The sequence below is a fragment of the Bradyrhizobium sp. WSM3983 genome (assembly GCF_000473045.1).
Classification (GTDB): Bacteria; Pseudomonadota; Alphaproteobacteria; order Rhizobiales; family Xanthobacteraceae; genus Bradyrhizobium.
In genome coordinates, this window is the sequence record NZ_AXAY01000004.1 from 177344 (window position 1) to 200218 (window position 22875).

16 protein-coding genes are annotated in these 22875 nt (G+C 63.6%); 4 read left to right on the plus strand and 12 right to left on the minus strand.

Features of this window, described 5'->3' with window-relative positions; all coding sequences use genetic code 11:
* Position 1: 1 nt before the first annotated feature.
* The 3 genes from YUA_RS0108175 to YUA_RS0108185 all read right to left on the minus strand — a co-directional run bounded on the left by YUA_RS0108175 (position 2) and on the right by YUA_RS0108185 (position 4549).
* Positions 2-1870, minus strand: coding sequence for an extracellular solute-binding protein (locus YUA_RS0108175; RefSeq protein ID WP_027530230.1), 1869 nt, complete (start codon positions 1868-1870; stop codon positions 2-4).
* 14 nt (positions 1871-1884) lie between these two features.
* Positions 1885-3783 (minus strand): extracellular solute-binding protein, encoded by a 1899-nt coding sequence (locus YUA_RS0108180; protein ID WP_027530231.1) that lies wholly within the window; start codon positions 3781-3783, stop codon positions 1885-1887.
* 211 nt (positions 3784-3994) lie between these two features.
* Positions 3995-4549 (minus strand): cytochrome c family protein, encoded by a 555-nt coding sequence (locus YUA_RS0108185; protein ID WP_027530232.1) that lies wholly within the window; start codon positions 4547-4549, stop codon positions 3995-3997.
* Between the two features lie 219 nt (positions 4550-4768).
* Between YUA_RS0108185 and YUA_RS0108190 the strand changes: the two genes are divergently transcribed.
* On the plus strand, positions 4769-5509 hold the full coding sequence (locus tag YUA_RS0108190) for a 3-deoxy-manno-octulosonate cytidylyltransferase (RefSeq protein WP_027530233.1): 741 nt from the start codon (positions 4769-4771) through the stop codon (positions 5507-5509).
* A 21-nt stretch (positions 5510-5530) separates the two neighbouring features.
* Complete coding sequence (locus YUA_RS0108195; protein ID WP_027530234.1) at positions 5531-6391, plus strand: prephenate dehydratase; 861 nt, start codon at positions 5531-5533, stop codon at positions 6389-6391.
* Positions 6392-6515: 124 nt separating this feature from the next.
* Here YUA_RS0108195 and YUA_RS0108200 read toward each other — a convergent pair whose 3' ends face one another.
* Entirely contained in the window at positions 6516-7532 is a 1017-nt protein-coding gene (locus YUA_RS0108200) for an LLM class flavin-dependent oxidoreductase (RefSeq protein WP_027530235.1), read from the minus strand.
* Positions 7533-7930: 398 nt separating this feature from the next.
* Between YUA_RS0108200 and metF the strand changes: the two genes are divergently transcribed.
* Together metF and metH are read left to right on the plus strand one after the other, a co-directional pair.
* Positions 7931-8869: a methylenetetrahydrofolate reductase [NAD(P)H] gene (gene metF / locus YUA_RS0108205; RefSeq protein ID WP_027530236.1), complete on the plus strand. Its 939-nt coding sequence runs from the start codon at positions 7931-7933 to the stop codon at positions 8867-8869.
* A 6-nt stretch (positions 8870-8875) separates the two neighbouring features.
* Positions 8876-12727 carry a methionine synthase gene (gene metH / locus YUA_RS0108210; RefSeq protein WP_027530237.1) on the plus strand — a complete coding sequence of 1284 codons (3852 nt, stop codon included), beginning with the start codon at positions 8876-8878 and terminating at the stop codon, positions 12725-12727.
* A 376-nt stretch (positions 12728-13103) separates the two neighbouring features.
* Here the strand turns inward: metH and YUA_RS0108215 are convergent, their stop codons facing one another.
* The 8 genes from YUA_RS0108215 to pimA form a co-directional block, all read right to left on the minus strand.
* The gene (locus YUA_RS0108215) at positions 13104-13733 is read right to left on the minus strand and encodes a glutathione S-transferase family protein (RefSeq protein WP_027530238.1); all 630 of its coding nucleotides are present in this window, start codon (positions 13731-13733) and stop codon (positions 13104-13106) included.
* A gap of 276 nt (positions 13734-14009) precedes the next feature.
* Positions 14010-14450 carry a pYEATS domain-containing protein gene (locus YUA_RS52520; protein ID WP_371259873.1) on the minus strand — a complete coding sequence of 147 codons (441 nt, stop codon included), beginning with the start codon at positions 14448-14450 and terminating at the stop codon, positions 14010-14012.
* Positions 14451-14563: 113 nt separating this feature from the next.
* The gene (locus YUA_RS0108220) at positions 14564-15157 is read right to left on the minus strand and encodes an N-acetyltransferase (RefSeq protein ID WP_027530239.1); all 594 of its coding nucleotides are present in this window, start codon (positions 15155-15157) and stop codon (positions 14564-14566) included.
* Between the two features lie 200 nt (positions 15158-15357).
* A complete protein-coding gene (gene glpK / locus YUA_RS0108225) occupies positions 15358-16860 on the minus strand; it encodes a glycerol kinase GlpK (protein ID WP_027530240.1) in 1503 nt (500 codons plus the stop codon).
* A gap of 480 nt (positions 16861-17340) precedes the next feature.
* A complete protein-coding gene (pimD, locus tag YUA_RS0108230) occupies positions 17341-18483 on the minus strand; it encodes a pimeloyl-CoA dehydrogenase small subunit (RefSeq protein WP_027530241.1) in 1143 nt (380 codons plus the stop codon).
* 184 nt (positions 18484-18667) lie between these two features.
* Positions 18668-19858 carry a pimeloyl-CoA dehydrogenase large subunit gene (pimC, locus tag YUA_RS0108235; protein WP_027530242.1) on the minus strand — a complete coding sequence of 397 codons (1191 nt, stop codon included), beginning with the start codon at positions 19856-19858 and terminating at the stop codon, positions 18668-18670.
* Between the two features lie 143 nt (positions 19859-20001).
* Positions 20002-21189 carry an acetyl-CoA C-acyltransferase gene (locus YUA_RS0108240; protein WP_027530243.1) on the minus strand — a complete coding sequence of 396 codons (1188 nt, stop codon included), beginning with the start codon at positions 21187-21189 and terminating at the stop codon, positions 20002-20004.
* A complete protein-coding gene (gene pimA / locus YUA_RS0108245; RefSeq protein WP_027530244.1) occupies positions 21186-22862 on the minus strand; it encodes a dicarboxylate--CoA ligase PimA in 1677 nt (558 codons plus the stop codon). Before pimA ends, YUA_RS0108240 begins: the two co-directional genes overlap by 4 nt.
* Between the last annotated feature and the right edge of the window lie 13 nt (positions 22863-22875).

The window sequence follows — 22875 nt, forward strand, 5'->3', positions numbered from 1 at the left end:
GCTATTTCGCCTGCTCGAGCTTGGTCGCCTTGGCGGGGTCATACCACCAGTTTTCGGGGGCCCCGACGCCTTGCGCGTATTTGGGCGGCTTTCGGGGGTGACTAAACTGATCCCAATAAGCCACACGATGGAAGTTGGCGTACCACTGCGGCACCCAATAGCGCCCGGCCCGGAACACGCGATCAAACGCCCGGCAGGCCGTAGTCAGCTCCGCCCGGGTCTGGGCGGCGATGATCTTGTCGACGAGCGCGTCGATGATTGGATTGGAGATACCAGCGAGATTGTACGACCCCTTGGTTTTGGCCGCCTGGGAGGAGAAGAACGCTCGCATGGCATCGCCGGGCGTCGCTGACATCGAGAAGCGTTCGATCGTCATGTCGAAATCGAAATCCTCGAGTCGCGCGCGGTACTGCACGGCATCGACCAGGCGGAAGGTCGCGTCGATGCCGAGCGTCGCGAGGTTCTTCAAGTAAGGCCCGTGATGCGGCTGGATCGACTGCTCGTCGTTCAGGAACTCGATCGTGAAGGGCTCGCCATTGGGCAATACCCGCTTGCGATCCTTGATGACATAGCCGGCTTCATTGAGCAGTTCGCCGGCCTTGCGCAGCAGACTGCGATCCTGCCCCGATCCATCGGACACCGGCGGCACGAAGGGCATGCCGAACACCTCGTCCGGGACCTGGCCACGGAAGGGCTCGAGAAGAGCCAGTTCCTCGGGCGTCGGCGGACCGGAGACCATCATGTCCGAATTCTGGAACGGCGAATGGGTGCGCGCATAGGCGCCATACATGATGGATTTGTTTGTCCACTCGAAATCGAACGCGTAGATCAGGGCCTCGCGCACACGAGGATCCCTGAACTTGTCCCTGCGCAGGTTGATGAACCAACCTTGCGCGCCGGAAGGAGTCTCATCCGGCAATTGTTCACGCTTGACGCGGCCATCCTTCACCGCGGGAAAGTCATAGCGCGTGGCCCAGATGCGTGCCGTGAGCTCTTCGCGGAAAAGATAGTTCTTGCCGGTGAAGCCTTCGAAGGCGACGTCGCGATCCCTGTAGTATTCGTAGCGCACGGTATCGAAATTATAGCTGCCGCGGCACACCGGCAGATCGGCGCCCCACCAATCCCGGACACGCTCGTATTCGATGTAGCGGTTGACCTCGAACTTGCCGACCTTGTAAGGGCCGGAGCCCAGCGGCGTATCGAGCGTCGATTCATCGAAGGCGCGCGTGGCATAATACGTCTTCGAGAAGATCGGCAGGCTCGCGACATAGAGCGGCACGTCGCGCGCGCGGTTCGGCGCAAAGGTGACGGCCACCGTGGCGTCGTCGAGCGCTTCGGCCTTCACGAAATCGCGGAGCTGCACGACGATCAGGGGGTGGCCCTTCTCCTTCAGCGTATTGAGCGAGAACGCGACGTCATGCGCGGTGAGCCTGGAACCGTCATGGAAGCGGGCCTCGGGGCGCATCGTGAAGGTGTAGGTCAGCTTGTCCGGCGAGATCCGCACCGATTTCGCCGCAAGCCCGTACATCGCGTCGGGTTCGTCATTGGCGCGCGCCATCAACGGCGCAAACGTCATGTCCATGCCCTGCGCGCCCTCGCCCTTCAGGATGTAGGCGTTGAGCGAAGAGAACGTGAAATAGGACTGATTGTAGGCCCGTACCGAGGGGATGAGCGAGAACGCGCCCCCCTTCGGGGCGTCGACATTGACATAGCCGAAATGGTGGAAGTCGGCCGGATATTTGAGATCGCCAAAGGCCGACATGCCGTGAGCCTCGGTGACCACCTCCGACGCCCGCGCGCCGCGCAACAGCGGCGCGCTCAAGGCGCCGACACCCAGAGCCAAGACATGCCGGCGTGAAAGCTGCGCCATGCGCAATCGCTTCCTCAAGAGCGTCTTCCGATGCGCGCCGCCTTTTCAGCGTCGTACCACCACAGCGTCGGCAGGCCGGAGCGGCCATATTTCGGCAGCGGCTCGGCATGGCCAAAGCGGTCCCAGCGGGCATAGCGCGAGAAGCCGTAGGTGAATTGGGGCACGAGGTAGAAATTCCACAGCAGCACGCGGTCGAGCGCGTGGGTCGCGGCAACCAGCTCGCCGCGGTCCTTGGCGTAGATCACCTTCTCGATCAGAGCGTCGACCGCGGGATTCTTGATGCCGATGGTGTTGCGCGCACCCGGTATGTCGGCAGCCTGCGAGCCCCAGAACTCGCGCTGCTCGTTGCCGGGCGAGAGCGACTCGCCCCATTGATCGATGATCATGTCGAAGTCGAAGCTGCGCAGCCGGTTCTGGTATTGTGCATCGTCGACGACGCGGATCGAGGCGCTGACGCCGATGCGCTCCAGCGACGGCTTGTAGAACAGCGCGATGCGCTCCGATGACGGATCCTGCACCAGGATCTCGACCGAGAGCGGCTTGCCGGAGGCGGCATCGACCAGCTTGTGGTCGCGCACCTCGAAGCCGGCCTCTTTCAGCAGCTTTGCCGCCTCACGCAAATTGGCGCGCACGGCCTCCGGATTGCCGCTGACCGGATTCTGGTAGGCCGTGGTGAAGACCTCCGGAGGCACCTTGTCCTTCACGGCTTGAAGGATCGCCAGCTCCTGTCCCTCCGGCAAACCGGAAGAGGCCAGCTCGGTGCCCTCGAAGTAGCTGTTGATGCGCTTGTACTGGCCGTAGAACAGTTGCTTGTTCATCTCCTCGAAGTCGAAGGCGTAGTTGAAGGCCCGGCGCAGCCGCGCGTCCTTGAACTGGTCGCGGCGGATGTTGAAGGCGAAGGCCTGCATGCGGCCGGAATCGTTGATAGGGAATTCTTCCTTGACCACCCGCTTCTCGGTCACCGCCGGGAAATCGTAGGCCGTGGCCCACTGCTTGGCGGAGTTTTCCGCGATCCAGTCGGCCTGGTCGGCCTTGAAGGCTTCCAGCGCGACGAGGTTGTCGCGGAAGAACTCGAAGCGCAGCTCGTCGAAATTGTTGGTGCCGATCTGGCTCGGGACGTTGGCGCCCCAATAAACCTTCACCCGTTCGAGCTTGATCGAGCGTCCGGCCACGAATTCCTTGATCTTGTATGGCCCGGAGCCGAGCGGCGGCTCCAGGGTGGTCGCGCCGATGTCGCGCTTGCGGCCCTGCGCGTCGGTGCCCTCCCACCAATGCTTCGGCAGCACGGTGAGCTCGCCAACGATGGTGGGCAATTCGCGGTTGCCGGGCGCGTCGAAGGTGAACTTGACGTCGCGCTCGCCGCTCTTCTCCACCTTCGCGACGTGGCGATAGTAGGAAGCGTACATCGGGCTCAGCTTCTTCAGGGACTCCAGCGAGAAGATCACGTCCTCTGGCGTCACCGGCTTGCCATCGTGCCAGCGCGCCTCTTTCCGCAAGCGGTAGGTCACCCAGGAAAAATCGTCCGGGTGCTGCGCGGATTCGGCGAGCTCGCCATATTCGGTGGCGACCTCGTCCTGGGCACGCGTCATCAGCGTTTCGTAGATCAATGCCGCGGCCGGCGCGAGCGAGCCCTTGATGCCGGCGACCGCGATGTTGAAATTGTCGAAAGTGCCGAGCGAAATCAGCCGCGCCACGCCGCCCTTGGGCGCATCCGGATTGACATAGTCGAAGCGCTTGAAGTCGGCGGGGTATTTGATGTCGCCAAACAGCGACAGCGCGTGGCGCCAGGGTAGCTCACCGGCCGATTCCGCCTCTGCCGTGCGGACGACGGGCAGACCCGCCACGGAACCGAGGGCGGGGAGCGCAGCAATGGCCGCGCCAGTGAGCAGGAGATCGCGTCGGGTAATGGCCAAATCAACATCCCAGTCTTGAAGGAGGTTACCCCTTTAAGTGCTCAATATAGGCGAGGTTTCGACGGAATATGTTGCTTTTTCCTCATCTTGGAAGGCCGGACGGCCTGTCAGATGCGGCCAAACGCCCCGATAACAACGCCGCGAGGCCCGAATACGGAAACGGCCAGGCTTTGAAGCCTGGCCGTACATCCAAGATCGAGACCAAAGAGCCTTATTTCGCCGCGGTCGGCAGCGGCTTTGGGCTATCGGAGAGGCTGTTCAGGTAGGCGATGACGTCGGCGCGCTCGCTATCCTTCGGGATGCCGGCGAAACCCATCGCGGTGCCCGGAATGGCGCCCTTCGGATTGGCGATGAACTTGTTCAGCTCGTCGATGGTCCAGGTGCCGCCCTTGGCCTTCATGGCTGCCGAGAAGTTGAAGCCGTTGCGGCCTTCGCCGCGGTGGTCGTCAACAATGCCAAAGAGATTTGGACCGACGCGATTCGGGCCGCCCTTCTCGAAGGTGTGGCAGGCGGCGCACTTCTTGGCGGCGGCGGCGCCCTTCTCGACGGACGCGGTCTGGAGCAGCTTTTCGATCGGCTCGGAGGGCGCAGCAGCAGCAGCGCCACCTTCCTTGTCGCCAGCCACTTCCTTCACGGCGATCTCGAAGCCCGGCTTTTCCGGCATCTTGGGCGAGAACAGCGCGCTCGCGGTGAAACTCGTCACCAGCAGAATGAGACAGGTGCCAAGCACGGCACCGAGGATCTTGTTGAGTTCGAAAGAGTCCATTTCCGGCCAGGCCCCACACCGCAAGAAGGATTAGCGGCCGTGTCGACCGCCAGGACGAGCCTCGGGAGAATCAAACGTTCCTTATTGTTTCCCCGAGTTTTGCCATTCAGATATCGGTTTGCCCAGGGTCTGGCAACCCGTATAAGCGATGCGGCTTTCAGCCCATCCCCACCCCATTTCTCGGTGCGGAAAACACCCCATTTCCAGGCTCTTGAACCGATGATCGATCCCCGCATCCTGGTGCTGATACCGGCCCGCATGGCCGCCACCCGCCTGCCCGGCAAGCCGCTCGCCGATATCGCCGGCCTGCCGATGATCGTGCACGTGATGCGGCGGGCAGAGGCCGCCGGCATCGGCCGGGTCGCGGTCGCAACCGATACGGCGGAAATCGCGTCCGTCGTGACCGCCCACGGCGGTGAGGCCGTGATGACCGGCTCCGAGCACCCCTCCGGCTCCGACCGCATCCACGAGGCCATGCAGAAGCTCGATCCGGATGGCAAGGCCGAGATCGTGGTCAATCTCCAGGGTGATTTCCCGACCATCACGCCGCAGACCATACGCCAGGTGCTGCCGCCCTTTGACGATCCTGCCGTCGATATCGTGACGCTGGCGTCACAGATCCACACCGAGGAGGAGGACCTCGCCCCGAGCGTCGTGAAGGCCATCGGCTCGCCGATCGGGCCGCGACGGATGCGGGCTCTCTATTTTACCCGCGCAACCGCCCCCTACGGCGACGGACCGCGCTACCACCATATCGGCCTCTATGCGTACCGCCGCGCGGCACTGGAACGATTTGTGTCGCTGCCACGGTCTCCCCTGGAAGTTCAGGAAAATCTTGAGCAGCTCCGGGCGGTAGAAGCCGGCATGCGCATCGACATCATGATCGTCGACAGCGTGCCCCGCGGCGTCGACACGCCGCCCGATCTCGAAACCGCCCGCAGCATCCTTTCCAAATCCTGAGCCGCTGCTACAAGGCCCGTCATGAGCAAGCTAAAAATTGCATTCCAGGGCGAACCTGGCGCCAATTCCCATATCGCCATTGTCGAGGCCTATCCCGACGCCGAGCCGATGCCTTGCGCCACCTTCGAGGACGCGCTGTCGGCAATCTCCTCGGGCGAAGCCGATCTCGGCATGATCCCGATCGAGAATTCGGTCGCCGGCCGCGTCGCCGACATCCACCATTTGCTGCCGGCCTCTGGCCTCTTCATCATCGGCGAATGGTTCCTGCCGGTCCGGCACCAATTGATGGCGATCAAGGGCACGAAACTGTCCGACATCAAGTCCGTCGAGAGCCATGTGCATGCGCTCGGCCAGTGCCGCCGCATCATCCGCAAGCTCGGCATCAAGGGCATCGTGCACGCTGACACCGCCGGCAGCGCCCGCGACATCTCGGAGCGCAAGGACAAGACGGTCGCCGCGATCGCCTCGCGCCTTGCCGCGCAGATCTATGGGCTCGACATCCTTGCCGAGGACATCGAGGACGAGGCCCACAACACCACACGCTTCGTAGTGCTGGCCCGCGAGCCGAAATGGGCCGTGCAAGGTTCGGGCCCGCTGGTCACGACTTTTGTCTTCCGGGTGCGCAACCTTCCCGCCGCGCTCTACAAGGCGCTCGGCGGCTTCGCCACCAACGGCGTCAACATGACCAAGCTCGAAAGCTATATGGTCGACGGAAATTTCTTCGCCACGCAGTTTTATGCTGACGTCGACGGCCATCCTGAAGACAAGGGTCTTGCGTTTGCGATCGAGGAGCTAAAGTTCTTCTCGCGCGAATTCCGCATCGTCGGCGTGTATCCGGGGCACCCGTTCCGCGCGACGTTCAGCGAGACGCAGCAGGATTGATGGTCGCCCCGGCGAAGGCCGGGGCCCATAACCACCGATGCATGCTGTTGCGAAAGGTCTTTGACACCGAGTTTCCCTGGAGAGATTCCGCGGTATGGGTCCCGGCCTTCGCCGGGACGACGATCTACGCTACGCTTTTCGCCAGCCCAAACGCTTCCGCCAGCAGCGAATATGATTTCTTTCGCGCCTCGTGGTCGTACACGGCCGTGATCACCATCAACTCGTCCGGCTTGCTCGCATCCATCAACGGCTGCAGCTTCTCCTGCACCGTCGCTAGATTGCCGACGAACAATCGCGAGCGGTTGCGCGCGATCGAGACGCGCTCCGAGTCTGTATAGGGATAAGCCAGCGCCTCCTCGACGCTCGGCAGCGGCAGATATTGACCGCGGTCGCGGCGCAGCCGATTGAGGTCGAAAGACGTGGCGAGCTTTTCGGCCTCTTCGTCGGTATCCGCCGTGATGACGGCGACCGCAAGGATCGCGTGCGGGCTCGCATTCCAGGTTGAGGGCTGGAAGCGATTGCGGTAGCGCACCATCGCATCGATCGCGTCATGAGACGCGAAATGATGGGCGAAGGCGAAGCCCATGCCGACTTGCGCGGCAAGCTCCGACGAATAATCGCTGGAGCCGAGCAGCCAGATCGGTGGCAGCTTCGTATCGTCGGGCATCGCGACGACGTTGTGGTAGGGATGGCCTGCAGGGAATTCGCGGGTCTCCCACAGGATCAATTCGTGCAGCCGCTCCAGAAAATCATCGCCCTCGCGGCGATCGAGCCGGCCGCGCAGCGCATAGGCCGTGGCTCCGTCGGTGCCGGGCGCGCGACCGAGGCCAAGGTCGATGCGGCCGGGAAACAGCGCCTCCAGCATCTTGAAGCGCTCGGCCACGACCAGCGGCGCGTGGTTGGGCAGCATCACGCCGCCGGAGCCGACGCGGATGTGCTTCGTCACCGCCGCGATCTGCCCGATCATCACGTCGGGCGCCGGGCTTGCGACCGAGGCGAGGTTGTGATGCTCGGCAAGCCAGTAGCGGACATAGCCGAGCCCATCGACTTGGCGCGCCAGGTCGATGCTGTTGCGCAGCGCCGCGGCGGGCTTTGTGCCTGTGGTGACGACGGAGAGGTCGAGAACTGAAAGCGGGATCATGGCGCGCTAACCTAGTGGAGGGCCGCGCCGCGGCAATGGGCCAACAGCGCAGGTCTGGCGTGCGCGGGCGGAGAGGTCGCGCGGCGGCAAGAGGGGCGTTGGGACGCTTGCAGGTCATGTAACACCAAATTCATCTTGCCCACCCAACACGAATCGACTCTATCGGCCACCTAAAAATAGCTATATTGCTGATATTATTTGAATATATATCTCCTTAAGCCACTTCCCACCCTCATCCTCCACATCGCAATATTCGATGTTATTCTACAAAAAGTGGGCGATTTCCCATCCTCGATGGGCTGTCGAGAAACCCGCTTTTGCCCTATCTTAGCCTCTCCGAAGCTAGATCCGACCGCCGGCCACCAGACTGCTGACGGCCCCCTGGAGTGAGTGGTGCCATGACCGATTTGACGACGCCTGCCCACACTGACGGGCAACACGGGCACCTCCAAAACGGCCTCTCCTCAAAGCGGCCAGCGATCTCCTTCGAGTTCTTCCCGCCTAAGACGGAAGATATGGAGCGGAATCTCTGGGAAACCATTAACCGGCTCGCCCCGCTCGACCCGAAATTCGTCTCGGTGACCTACGGCGCCGGCGGCTCAACGCGTGAGCGCACCCACTCCACCATCTCCCGCATCCTCAAGGAGACTGCGCTGCTGCCGGCCGCGCATCTAACCTGCGTCGGCGCCTCGCGCGGAGAGATCGACGAGATCGTCGACCGCTACCACGAGGTCGGCGTCCGCCACATCGTCGGCCTGCGCGGCGACCCCGCCGGCGGCATCGGCACGCCGTACTCTGCTCATCCCGACGGCTATCAGACGTCTGATGCGCTCGTCGCGGGAATCAAGAAGCGGCATGCGGATATAGAGATCTCGGTCTCGGCCTACCCCGAAAAGCATCCCGAGGCGCGCGACTTCGACGCCGATATCGATACGCTGAAGGCCAAAGTCGACGCTGGCGCGACGCGCGCGATTACGCAGGTGTTCTTCGATAACGACCTCTACTTCCGTTATCTCGATCGCGTCCGCGCCCGCGGCATCAACATCCCGATCGTGCCGGGCATCATGCCCATGCACAATTTCAAGCAGGCCCGCAATTTCGTCACCCGCGCCGGCACCACCGTGCCGGACTGGTTCGCCGCGAAGTTCGAGGGCCTCGATGACGATGCCGAGACCCGCAAGCTGGTCGCCGCAACCGTCGCGGCCGGCCAGGTGCAGAAGCTCGCCAAGCACGGCGTCGACACCTTCCATTTCTACACCATGAACCGCGCCGATCTCGTGTTCGCGATCAGCCATTTGCTCGGCATTCGCGCCAAGAGCGCGCAGAAGGCGGCTTAAGACAACATGACCGTGTCCACCTCTCCCAAGCGAACCGCCCTCATCAACGCCGCGCGCGAGCGCATCCTCGTGCTCGACGGCGCCATGGGCACGATGATCCAGAACCTGCAGTTCGACGAAGCCGCCTTCCGGGGCGAGCGCTTCAAGAACTTCCATCGCGACCTGCGCGGCAACAATGACCTCCTGATCCTGACCCAGCCGCAGGCGATCGAGGACATCCACGCCGCGTACTTGCGCGCCGGCGCCGACATCGTCGCGACCAACACCTTCTCAACGACCTCGATCGCGCAGGCCGATTACGACCTCACCGACATCGTCTACGAGATGGCGCGCGAAGGCGCCCGCCTCGCCGGCAATGCCGCCAAGCGTGTCGCGGCAGAGGACGGCAAGCCGCGCTTCGTTGCCGGCGCCATTGGACCGACCAACCGCACCGCCTCGATCTCGCCCGACGTTTCCAACCCCGGCTATCGCGCGGTCACTTTCGACGATCTGCGCAAATCCTACGGCGAACAGATCAACGGCCTGCTCGACGGCGGCGTCGATTTGCTGCTGGTCGAGACCATCTTCGATACGCTGAACGCCAAGGCGGCGCTCTATGCGATCGCGGAAATCACCGAACAGCGCGGCATCGATATGCCGGTGATGGTGTCGGGTACCATCACCGACAAATCCGGCCGCCTGCTGTCGGGCCAGATGCCGGAAGCGTTCTGGAATTCGGTGCGGCACGCAAAGCCCGTGACTATCGGCTTCAACTGCGCGCTCGGCGCCGAAGACCTGCGCGCGCACATCGCAGATATCGGCCGCGTCGCCGAGACGCTTGTTTGCGCTTATCCCAACGCCGGCCTGCCTAACGAATTCGGCCAGTATGACGAGACGCCGGAATACATGGCGCGCCTGATCGGCGAGTTCGCGCGTGATGGCTTGGTCAACATCGTCGGCGGCTGCTGTGGCACCACGCCGGACCATATCGCGGCGATCGCGGCCGCCGTCGCCCCGCACAAGCCGCGCATCGTGCCGGAGATCGAGCCGCGGCTGCGGCTCTCGGGCCTCGAGCCCTTCATTCTGACGGATGCGATTCCGTTCGTGAACGTCGGCGAGCGCACCAACGTCACGGGCTCGGCGCGGTTCCGCAAGCTGATCACCAATGGTGACTACGCCGCCGCTCTCCAGGTCGCGCGCGACCAGGTCGAGAACGGCGCGCAGATCATCGACGTCAACATGGACGAGGGGCTTCTGGATTCCGAAGCCGCGATGGTGACCTTCCTCAACCTCGTCGCCGCCGAGCCCGACATCGCCCGCGTCCCCGTGATGGTCGATTCGTCGAAATTCTCGGTGATCGAGGCCGGCCTGAAATGCGTGCAGGGCAAGCCGGTCGTCAATTCGATCTCGATGAAGGAAGGCGAGGACAAGTTCATTCACGAGGCCAGGATCGCCCGCCGTCACGGCGCCGCGGTCGTGGTGATGGCGTTCGACGAGGTCGGCCAGGCCGACACGTTCACGCGCAAGACCGAGATCTGCAAGCGCGCCTACGACATCCTGGTGAACCGCGTCGGCTTCCCGCCGGAAGACATCATCTTCGATCCGAATATATTTGCGATCGCGACCGGCATCGAGGAGCACAACAATTACGGCGTCGACTTCATCGAGGCGACGCGCTGGATCCGCAAGAACCTGCCGGGCGCGCACATCTCGGGCGGCGTCTCCAACCTCTCCTTCTCGTTCCGCGGCAACGAGCCGGTGCGCGAGGCCATGCACTCGGTGTTTCTGTACCACGCCATCAAGGCCGGCATGGACATGGGCATCGTCAATGCCGGCCAGATGATCGTCTATGACGACATCGATGCCGAGCTGCGCCAGGTCTGCGAGGACGTCGTTCTCAACCGCGATCCGGGGGCGTCCGAGCGCCTGCTGGCGCTCGCGGAGAAATTCCGCGGCAGCAAGACCCAGACCAAGGAAGCCGATCTCGCCTGGCGCGAATGGCCGGTGGCGAAGCGGCTGTCGCACTCGCTGGTGCATGGCATCACCGAATTCATCGAGCAGGACACCGAGGAAGCCCGCAAAACCTCCTCACGCCCGCTCGACGTCATCGAGGGGCCGTTGATGGCCGGCATGAACGTGGTCGGCGATCTCTTCGGCGACGGCAAGATGTTTCTGCCGCAGGTGGTGAAATCCGCGCGCGTGATGAAGCAGGCGGTGGCCTGGCTGATGCCGTTCATGGAAGAGGAAAAGGCGCGCAACCTCGCCAACGGCATCGGCACCGAAGGCTCCTCGTCCGCCGGCAAGATCGTGCTCGCGACCGTGAAGGGCGACGTCCACGACATCGGCAAGAACATCGTCGGCATCGTGCTCCAGTGCAACAATTACGAGGTCATCGACCTCGGCGTGATGGTGCCGGCGGCCAGGATCGTCGAGACCGTGAAGGCGGAGAAAGCCGACATCGTCGGCCTGTCCGGCCTGATCACGCCGTCGCTTGACGAGATGGCGTTCTTCGCCGGCGAATTGCAGCGCGAAGGCTTGAAGCTGCCGCTCTTGATCGGCGGCGCCACGACGAGCCGCGTGCATACCGCGGTGAAGATCGACCCGAGCTATCGCGCCGGTCCGGTCGTGCATGTCAACGACGCCAGCCGCGCCGTCGGTGTCGCGTCCTCGCTGCTCTCGCCCGAGAAGCGCGAAGCCTATGCCGCCGAGGTGCGCGCCGAATACGCCAAGATCTCGGACGCGCATCTGCGCGCGCAGGCCGACAAGAAGCGGCTGAAGCTGGAGGCTGCACGCAAGAACCGCGTGCCGGTCGATTTCGCCGCCAACAAGCCGGTGAAGCCGACCTTCCTCGGCACCAGGAGCTTTGACGAATACGACCTCGCCGAGCTCGTACCCTATATCGACTGGACGCCGTTCTTCCAGACCTGGGAGCTCGCCGGCCGCTTCCCCGCAATTCTCGACGATGCCAAGGTCGGCGAGGTCGCGCGCTCGCTCTATGACGATGCGCGCAAGATGCTCGACACCATCGTCAAGGAAAAATGGTTCCGGGCGCGCGCCACGGTCGGCTTCTGGCCGGCGAACGCGCAAGGCGACGACATCGTGCTCTATGCCGACGAGAGCCGCACCAGGAGCATCGCGACGCTGCACACGCTGCGCCAGCAGCTCGAGAAGCGCGAGGGCCGTTTCAACGCGGCGCTCGCCGACTTTATCGCGCCGGCGGGCGTGCCCGACTATGTCGGCGGCTTCGTCGTCACCGCAGGGATCGGCGAGGATGCGGTCGCCGACCGCTTTAAGATGGCGAACGACGACTACTCCTCGATCCTGTGCAAGGCGCTGGCTGACCGGCTGGCCGAAGCCTTCGCCGAGCGCATGCATGCTCGCGTGCGCCGTGAGTTCTGGGCCTATGCGCCGGACGAGGCGCTTTCACATGACGATCTGATCCTCGAGAAGTATCAGGGCATCCGCCCCGCGCCCGGCTATCCCGCGCAGCCCGATCACACCGAGAAGGCAACGCTGTTCGAGCTGCTCGATGCCGAGAACACCGCGGGCGTGAAGCTGACCGAGAGCTTTGCGATGTGGCCGGGCTCATCCGTATCAGGGCTCTATTTCGCGAACCCCGAGAGCTATTATTTCGGCGTCGGCAAGATCGAGCGCGACCAGGTCGAGGACTATGCCGCGCGCAAGGGCATGAGTGTCGCGGAGACCGAGCGCTGGCTCGCGCCGGTGCTGAACTACATTCCGTCGCGCGAGGAGACCGACAAGGCTCTTGCGGTGACGCCCGCGAACGACGAGATCCCAAAGGATCTCGCCTCGCATCCGCCGGGCTGCACCTGCGCGGTGCATCTGGTCTGGCAAAAGAAGCGCGCGGGGGCGGGGTAGGTTTCTCACTGTCGTCCCGGCGAAGGCCGGGACCCATACCGCGTGATCCATCGATCCCATTCGGACGTAGTACCGGCGAACAAGCCGCAACTGACAGTTTTCGCCAAACCCCTCCCTGTGGTTATGGGTCCCGGCCTTCGCCGGGACGACGACGGGAAGAGCGGGCGCAATTGCAAAAAGCGAAAACAACCCCATGCACAGTAGGGATGGGGTTGAAGGGCCTGAATAATTTTCGGTGTTGCCGAAATCGCTTGCTCCGTCGGGCAAAACACCTGTATCAGTGCATGATCGCGTGTCGTGCCTAATCCATTGAGCGGCATCTCATGCGGACAAACGGATTCCGGGCTCGCGCTTCGCGCGCCACGGAATGACAGAGTCACCCCTTCGGCGGCGCCAGCGGCTGCACGATCTCCTTGAACGGCGCCAGCGCCTCGCAATGTTCGGCGTGGGCCGCGAGCGCCGGATAACGCGCCGTCTCGAACAGCTGCGGATGCGCCTCGCGGGTGAAGCGGGTGACGCAGGCGACCGCGATGTCGGCATGGCCGATGCGGTCACCGAGCCAGTACGGCGTCGCGACCTTGGCGCGCTCGGCCTCCAGCGCGGCGAGCACGTCGCCGATCTGGGCCTGGCAACGCTCGACCCACAGCGCGAGCTGCTCCCTCCGCAGCACGCGCTCGTAGAGCAGGCTGACCGCCTTGTCGCCGAGGCCGGAGGCGAGCGCGCAGATGCGCAGGTGCCGGCGACGCTCGACGCCGCTTCGCGGCAGCATCGCCTTCTCAGCGCCGACGAGCTCGTCGAGGTAGTCCAGGATGATCGTGCTCTCGATCAGCGGCTCGCCGTCGTCGAGCACCAGGGTCGGCACGCGGCGCAGCGGATTGTACGGCGCGATCTTGTCGGCATCGCCAAAAGTCGACCACGGCCTGTGCTCGAAGGCGAGCCCGTAGAGCCGCAGCGCAATCGCGACGCGACGGACGAAGGGGGAATCATATTGGCCGATCAGGAACATGGTTCTCGCTCTTCTCTGGCGTTGGACAAGGCAGGGCCGACCAGTTTCCACGATGAGATCGCAGCGGCGCAAGGATAATCCTGGACATGGAGCATTGCGCCGAATGCAACGACGCCGCGACAATAGCTCCCGGATGCGCTATCAAGGACGGCATCATGACAGCGACATCAGACATCAATCGGGAGCGGATCGCGGCGACCGAGTGTCGCAAATCCAGCGAACCCACCAATTAAGCTAAGAATCTTTATCGTATGATCAAAGTCCATCGATCAATCTCTAAGGTTGAACTTCTTCGGCTCGCGATTGTATCTTTTCGACATCCAGAGCGTTTGTCACGATACTGAACCGATAGCCCGTTCCCTCAAAGTCAAGATATCGACTTACGCTTGTCTCGCTTCCATCGTGAAAGACAATTCGAGCTTCACAGAGTGTCGGACCATAGGCGTTTGTTTTAACCGCGAAATTGTCCGTCCCATTCTTGACAACAAACGTTGTCCCATACTCATTTTTCTTAAGACCGAAGTGTTGACCGAAGTAGTACTGAACTTCCCTAACGTCATTCAAATGACCAAAGTTCTTATGTGAAAGAAGGTAGACGGTAATGTCGTAGGTCGGCAACTTGTTGAACGGATGAAATTGTCCAGATGGCCGGGATCTATGCACTAAAAAGAGATTCTTATTTTCTCTGTAGCTCTTGTGCCGCTTCTCGAACAGCATCTTATCTGCGGGGATCTGCGTGTATTCGTTGCATCCAACAGCAAAACAATCCTCCGCAGCCTGGATTGCTTCGTCGCAAGAGCTCCTCGCAATGACGGTGGAAGGAGCCGGCGCTAATCGATGATCGGCACATGCCTCGCCGCAGTCCGCGACAACGTGCCGTCGAGGCGCGGATCGTCGGCCACCTCGATCTGCCGCCGAAACGGACGAAAGCCGGAGCGCTGATAGAACGCAACGGCTGACGGATGATCGAAAGTGCAGGTGTGCACCCAGACGCGACGCACGTCGCCCAGCCAAGCACGCTCCAGCGCGCGGTTCATCAGGAAGCGGGCGGCGCCGGTGCCGATCAGGCTTGCGGTGACGCCGAAATAGACCAGCTCGCACTGGCCGGGGTCGCGGAAGTCCAGCTCCAGCAGGCCTTCGTCGCGGCCGTCTACGACGAGCGCGTAGACCTCGATGCCTGCGGCATGGATGATCGCGGCGAGCTCAGTGTCGGTCATGCGCGCCCGCGAAAACCACAGCCATTCCTCGCCGACGCGGCTGTGGAGGTCGCGATACCAGTCGAGCGCGGGGGCGTCGGCCTTGCGCAGGGTCCAGGTGTCGCGTGGATCGTCACGGCGCGGGGGGCGTGTGGTCATTTCGAGATGGGTGACGACTGCGGCGATCTTGCCAGCGGGGATGTCGGAATAACCGTCGGGGAGGATCATGGGGCTGGCTCGTTCAGTTTGGGCCAAGTGCAAACTACACATTCAGTGTCGTCCCGGCGGAGGCCGGGACCCATAGCCACGAATATAAATTGCTTTACGATCTTGGAACGACGAGTCCAATTCCCAACATCTGCTGCGGAGTATGGGTCCCGGCCTTCGCCGGGACGACGGTGTGCTTGTGGAGGCGCGACGCGCGCCCGCTATTCCCCCTCGTCGCTCGCCAGCACGCCCTTTACCGCGCGGGCCCAGCCGGCGAGCTTTCGATCGCGCGTGGCCTCGCTCATGTTCGGCTTGAAGCGGTGCTCGAGCCGCCAATTGTCGGCGAATTTCGTCGGTTCGGGATAGACGCCGGCCTGGAGGCCGGCGAGATAGGCGGCGCCGAGCGCGGTGGTTTCCTGAATCACGGGGCGGTCGACCGGCGCGTCGAGGAGATCGGCGAGGCGCTGCATGGTCCAGTCCGACGCGGTCATCCCGCCGTCGACGCGGAGCACGACGCTTGCGGTTTCCGAGCTCGGCCAGTCCGCGCGCATCGCGGCCCAGAGGTCAAAAGTCTGGTAGCAGACGCTTTCGAGTGCGGCATGCGCGAGCTCGGCGGGGCCGGTGTTGCGGGTGAGGCCGAACAGCGCGCCGCGAACCCGCGGATTCCAATAGGGCGCGCCCATACCGACGAAGGCGGGGACGAGATAGACGCTCTGCATCGAGTCCGACTGATCAGCAAGAGGTCCGGTTTCAGCCGCGTGCTTGATGATGCCGAGGCCGTCGCGCAGCCATTGCACCGCGCTGCCTGCGACGAAGATCGAGCCTTCGAGCGCGTAGGTGCGTTTTCCCGCGAGCTGGTAGGCAATGGTGGTGAGCAGCTTGTTCTTGGAGACGACAGGCGTGGAGCCGGTGTTGAGCAGGGCAAAACAGCCGGTGCCGTAGGTGGACTTCATCATGCCCGGACGGAAACAGGCTTGTCCAATGGTTGCGGCCTGCTGGTCGCCGGCGATGCCGGAGATCGCGATCGCACCGCCGAACAAATCCGGCGTGCTCTCGCCGAAGCGGGCCGAAGAGTCCTTCACCTCGGGCAGCATCGAGCGCGGCACGCCGATGATCTCCAGCAGCTCGTCGTCCCACTGGCCGGTGTGGATGTTGAACAGCAGCGTGCGCGAGGCGTTGGTGGCATCGGTGGCGTGCACCTTGCCGCCGGTGAGGCGCCAGAGCAGGTAGCAATCGACGGTGCCGAACATCAGCTCGCCGCGCGCGGCGCGCGCCCGTGCGCCGGGGACGTGGTCGAGGATCCAGGCGACCTTGGTGCCGGAGAAATAGGGATCGATGATCAGGCCGGTCTTCTGCGAGATCACGGGCTCGCGGCCTTCGTGCTTGAGCTTGGCGCAGACATCCGCGGTGCGGCGGTCCTGCCAGACGATGGCGCGGTGCACGGCCTGGCCCGTCGCGCGATCCCACACCACGGTGGTCTCGCGCTGGTTGGTGATGCCGATCGCGGCGATGTCCTTGGCGGTGATGCCCGCCCGTTCGATCGCGTCGCGGCAGACCATCACGGTCGAGGTCCAGATGTCCTCCGGCTCGTGCTCGACCCAGCCCGAGGCCGGAAAATGCTGCGGAAACTCCTGCTGCGCGCGGGCTGCAATCGAGATGTCGCTGCGAAACACGATCGCACGCGATGAGGTGGTGCCCTGGTCGATGGCAAGGACGAAAGACATGGAAGCTTACCTTCGCGTTTTCTTTGGCGTTTTCTTTGGCGTTTCCCGGTGACGGGTGATTGTGTCGCGCCAAAAGGAGCGGATTAGGGCGGCAAGGTCAAGCTGGCTTGCGGGCCGCGATTCTTACTCTCCCCTGGAGGGGGAGGGCAATCGCATATGAAAACTTGTCCCTGCGGCCATCCTTCGAGACGCCCGCTTTGGGCGGGCTCCTCAGGATGAGGGCGGAGTATGCGGCAGCAGTTTCAAAGGGGCACTGACGCTGGTTAGCCTCATCCTGAGGAGGCGCGTAAGCGCCGTCTCGAAGGACGAGGCGTGCGCGCAGGTCGCCGCAACGAGTCATATGCGATTACCCTCCCCTGGAGGGGAGGGTTAGAGAAGAGCGCCCCGCCGCTATGCCCTACGATGTTTCGACAGTGCCGTTTCTGCTTCGCTAGATGGATCCCGGGCTCATCGCTTCGCGATGCCCCGGGATGACAGTCGTTAGACCAACCCACCCGCATCCGCGACGCGGCGCTGGTGGTAGTCGGTGTCGCCGAAGGTGTTCTCGATCATGGTCAGGCGCTTGAAGTAGTGACCGATCTTCGCCTCCATCGTCATGCCGATGCCGCCGTGGAGCTGGATCGCCTGCTGGCCGACGAATTTCAGCGACTTGCCGATCTGCACCTTGGCGGCGGCGATGGCGTTGGAGCGCTCCTTGGCGTCCGTGAAGTCGCTCGCCATGGTCGCGAACATCGACATCGAACGCGCCTGCTCGGCGGCGACGAACATGTCGGAGGCGCGGTGCTGCAGCGACTGGAACGAGCCGATCGCGACGCCGAACTGTTTTCGCGTTTTGATGTACTCGACCGTGGTCTTCAGCGATTCATCCATCAGGCCTACCGCCTCGGCGCAGAGCGCGACGCGGGCTTCGTCCACCACGCGCTCGATCAGCGCGAGCGAGTCATCGGGATTGCCGATCGCAGCACTCCCGTCGACCTCGACACCGGTGAAAGTGATGTCGGCGGCGTGCAGGCCGTCCTGGGTCGGGTACGATTTTTTGGTGACGCCCTTGGCGCTCGCCGGCACCAGGAACACGCCGATGCCGGTCGTGTCGCGGCGGTTGCCCTTGGTGCGCGCGGTGACAATGAGGGTATCGGCGTTCTCGCCGTTGAGCACGACGAATTTCTCGCCGTCGATCACCCAGCCGTCGCCCTTCTTCTTCGCCGTCGTGGCGACGTCGAACAGGTCGTAGCGCGAATTCTTCTCGAGCTGGGCGAACGCCAGCGTCTTGCTGCCGTCGACGATTCCCGGCACATGCGCGGCCTTCTGCGCATCGGTCCCGGCATGGCGCAGGAAGCCGCCGCCGATCACGACGGTTGGGAGATACGGTTCGAGCACCAGCGCCTTGCCGAGCGCTTCCATCACGATCATGGTCTCGACGCCGCCGCCGCCGAAGCCGCCATCGGGCTCCGCGAAGGGCAGACCGAGCAGGCCCTGCTCGGCGAGCTTGCCCCAGACGGCCTGGCTCCAGCCGCCCTTCTCCTTCATGTACTTCTTGCGGCTTTCGAAATCGTAGGAATCGGTCAGCAGGCCGTCGATGCTGTCCTTCAGGAGCCGCTGCTCCTCGGTCAAATCAAAATCCATGGTTCTCTCCAAATCGGCGGGAATTGCCCTGCCGTCGCCTTATCCCTCAGACGTCATCCCCGCCTTGTGCGCAATTGCGCACTGGGGCGGGGATCCAGTAAACGCAGCCGTCCGTTCGTACTCACGACCGCCGCGGCGTACTGGGTCCCCCGCCTTCGCGGAGGACGACACCGTCATTGTTGCATCACAATCCCAGCACCGCCTTGGCGATGATGTTGCGCTGGATCTCGTTGGAGCCGCCGTAGATCGAGACCTTGCGGTTGTTGAAGTAGCTCGGCGCGATCTGGGCGGTCCAGTCCATGGCTTCGTTCGAGCCGTCGTCGCCGTGCACGTCGTAGGGCGCAGCGAACGGGCCGATCACTTCCATGAGCAACTCGGTGGTGGTCTGCTGGATCTCGGAGCCCTTGATCTTCAGCACTGACGACGCCGGATTGGGCTTGCCCTTGCCGTGCTTGCCCTCGTCGGCGACGACGCGGAGCTGCGTCAGCTCGAGCGCCTTCAGCTCGATCTCGCAGGCGGCCAGTTTCTCGCGGAACGCGGCGTCCTGGATGATCGGCTTGCCGCCGGATTCGACCTTGGAGGCCAAATCGCGGATGCGGCGCAGCCGTTCCTTGGAGACGCCCACGCGCGCGATGCCGGTGCGCTCATTGCCGAGCAGGAATTTTGCGTAATCCCAGCCCTTGTTCTCCTCGCCGATCAGGTTCTCGTAGGGAACCTCGACGTCGTCGAAGAACACCTCGTTGACCTCGACGCCGCCGTCGATGGTCTGGATCGGTCGCACGGTGACGCCCTTCGACTTCATCGGGAACACGATGAAGGAGATGCCCATCTGCTTCTTGGCGGACGCGTCGGTGCGGCAGAGGCAGAAGATCATGTCGGCGTGCTGGGCGAGCGTCGTCCAGGTCTTCTGGCCGTTGATGATCCATTTGTCGCCCTTGCGCTCGGCTTTCGTCTTGAGCGAGGCAAGGTCAGAGCCGGAACCGGGCTCCGAAAAACCCTGGCACCACCAGTCGTCGACATTCGCGATGCGCGGCAAATACTTCTTCTTCTGCTCTTCGTTACCGAAGGTGTAGATGACGGGGCCGACCATGCTGACGCCGAACGCGAGCGGCTGCGGCGCCGGATAGGACTGCAGCTCCTCGTTGAAGATGTAGTGCTGTACCGAGGTCCAGCCGGTGCCGCCATACTGCGTCGGCCAGTGGCTGGTACCCCAGCCCTTCTTGTTGAGGATGCGCCACCACGTCACCATCTCGTCCTTCGAGAGGTGGCGGCCCTCGACCAGCTTGCGCCGCGTATCCGGCGGCACGTTGTCGCGGAAGAATGACCGCACTTCCTCGCGAAACGCCTGCTCTTCCCTCGTGAATGCGAGATCCATCGGATCCTCCTACCCTTGTCGTCCCGGCGAAGGCCGGGACCCATAACCACGAATTTTCATTGTCTTGCACAGGCCACTATCGTCTGCGTCCCACACGCCTGCTGCGGCGTATGGGTCCCGGCCTACGCCGGGACGACAGAAAACTACTGCAAAACCTCGAACAAGCCGGCTGCGCCCATGCCGCCGCCGACGCACATGGTGACGACCGCGTATTTCGCCTTGCGGCGGCGGCCTTCGATCAGAGCGTGACCGGTCAGGCGCGCGCCCGACATGCCGTAGGGATGGCCGACCGCGATCGCGCCGCCGTCGACGTTGATCTTCTCGGGGTCGATGCCGAGCTTGTCGCGGCAATAGAGCACCTGCACCGCGAAGGCTTCGTTCAGCTCCCACAGGCCGATGTCGTCGACCGTCAAGCCATGACGCTTGAGCAGGCGCGGCACGGCGAAGACCGGGCCGATGCCCATCTCGTCCGGCTCGCAGCCGGCGGAGACGAAGCCGCGGAAAATGCCGAGCGGCTTGAGGCCGCGCCTGGCCGCTTCCTTGTCGCTCATGATGACGGAGGCGCTGGCGCCGTCGGAGAGCTGGCTGGCATTGCCGGCGGTGACGGAGAACCCCTCGCCGCGCACGGGCTTGAGGCCGGCAAGCCCTTCGGCCGTGGTCTCCGGGCGCGGGCCCTCGTCCTGCGACAGCGTCACCTCCTTGAACGAGACGGCGCCGGTTGCCTTGTCGGTGACCGCCATCTGCGTGGTGATCGGCGCGAGCTCGTCCTTGAACTTGCCGCCCTGCTGGGCAGCGGCGGTACGGCGCTGGCTCTCCAGCGAATATTCGTCCTGCTTCTCGCGCGAGATGCCGTAGCGCTTGGCGACGATTTCGGCGGTGTCGATCATGGGCATGTAGACCTCGCCCTTGATCTTGAGCAGCGCCGGATCCTGGGCGTGGAAGCCGTTCATCTTGTCGTTCTGCACCAGCGAGATCGACTCGCCGCCGCCGCCGACAGCGATCTCGACACCGTCGAAGATCACCGAGCGTGCGGCCAGCGCGATCGCCTGCAGGCCCGAGGCGCACTGCCGGTCGATGGTGGTGCCGGCGACGGTGACGGGCAGACCTGCCCGGAGCAGCGCCTTGCGCGCGATGTTGCCGCCGGTCGAACCCTGCTGGAGAGCCGCACCCATCACGACATCCTCGATCTCCTTCGGATCGACCTTGGCGCGCGCGACGGCTTCGCCGATGGCGTGGCCGAGCAGCGTGGCGCCTTCGGTGGCGTTGAGCATGCCGCGATAGGCCTTGCCGATCGGCGTACGGGCGGTGGAAACGATGACGGCGTCGGTCAAGAGCGACCTCCTGGTTGCTTGGATTGTGATGGTTTTTGCTGCTGGCGCAATTCGTGGCGTGACAGCTTTCCGACCGGCGTGCGCGGAAGGTCGTCGACGAACTCGACCTCCGCCGGCAATTCGTGCTTGCCGACCTTGCCGGTGAGCTGCGCACGCAGCTCGTCGAGCGAAAACGGCTTGACGTCCGGCTTCAGCTTGATGAAGGCTTTTGCGGCCTCACCGCGATACTGGTCGGGAATGCCGAGCACGATCACCTCGTGCACACCTGATATGGTGTAGATCGCCTGCTCGATCATCTGCGGATAGACGTTAAAGCCGCCGGAGATGATCATGTCCTTCTTGCGATCGACCAGGAAGAAATAGCCGTCGGTATCGACATAGCCGATGTCGCCGGTGAGGAAGCGGCCGTCAGAGAAATACTCCGCGGACTCCTTCTGCTTGTTCCAATAGCCCTTGGTGACATTCGGGCCCTTGATGCGGATCTCGCCGACTTCGCCCGGTGGCAGCACCTTGGTCGGATCGTCCAGCGACACGACGTCGAGCTCGATGCCCGGCAGCATCAGGCCGATCGAGCCAGGCTTGTCGGGACCGACAGGCGGATGGCCGGTACCGGGCGAGCAGGTTTCGGTCATGCCCCAGCCGCTCTTGAGCTTCTTGCCGACCTTGCGCTCGAAGAAGCTCGCGACCTCCACCGGCAGCGGCGCGCCGCCGGAGCCGATGGCGTTGAGCGAGGAGAAATCGCGTTTGTCGAGATCGGGGAGCGCGGCGATCGCGATCCACATCGTCGGCACACCCGGGAAATAGGTCGCGCGCTTGACCTCGATGTCGCGCATCACCGCCTCGACGTCGAAACGCTGATGGAGCGAGATCAGATTGCCGCGGCTGAGCGAGGACAGCAGCACGACGGTGAGCGCATAGATGTGGAACAGCGGCAGCACGCAGATCACGCGCTCGACGACGTCGCCGCGCGCCGCGCGCGTCGGCAGACCCCAGACCTCGTAGATCGACACCGCGGAGGTGAGATTGCCGTGCGTGAGCATGGCGCCCTTCGGCAGGCCGGTGGTGCCGCCGGTATATTGCAGCAGCGCGACGTCATCGACCGCAACGGCCGGCCATTGCGCCGGCAGCGGCGCGCCCTCGACGAATGCCTTGAAGGTGACGATGCGGGGATAATCAGGGATTGGAGCCTGCGGCGTGCCGACCTTGCCCCAAGTGTCGTCCTCGCAGACGACCAGGCGATCGATCAGCCCCTTCTCCAGAAACTTCAGCGCGGTCGGCAACAAGGCCTGGAGGTTCGAGGTGACCAGCAACCGCGAGCCGGAATCGGAAACCTTGTGCGTCAGCGCAATCTCGCCGTCGAGCGGCGAGAGATGCGCGACGCGGCTGCCTGCCTTCAGCGCGCCGAAGAAATTGACGGGATGATCCGGCGTATTGCCGAGGAACAGCGCGACAGAGGTGTTCTTGCCGCAGCCCGCGCGCAGGAACGCAGCCGCCGCGCGCTCGGCCATCGCGGCGAGCTCGGTATAGGTGATCGGCCGATCGCGAAATTCCAGCGCGGTGCGCGGACCGTAATTTGCGGCGGCCGTCGAGAGCAGGTCAGGCAGCGTGCCCTGGACGATGGTGTCGTCCCAATGCACGCCCTCGGGGTAAAACTGTTCGCCGGGATGGGTCATTGCTTCCTTAAAC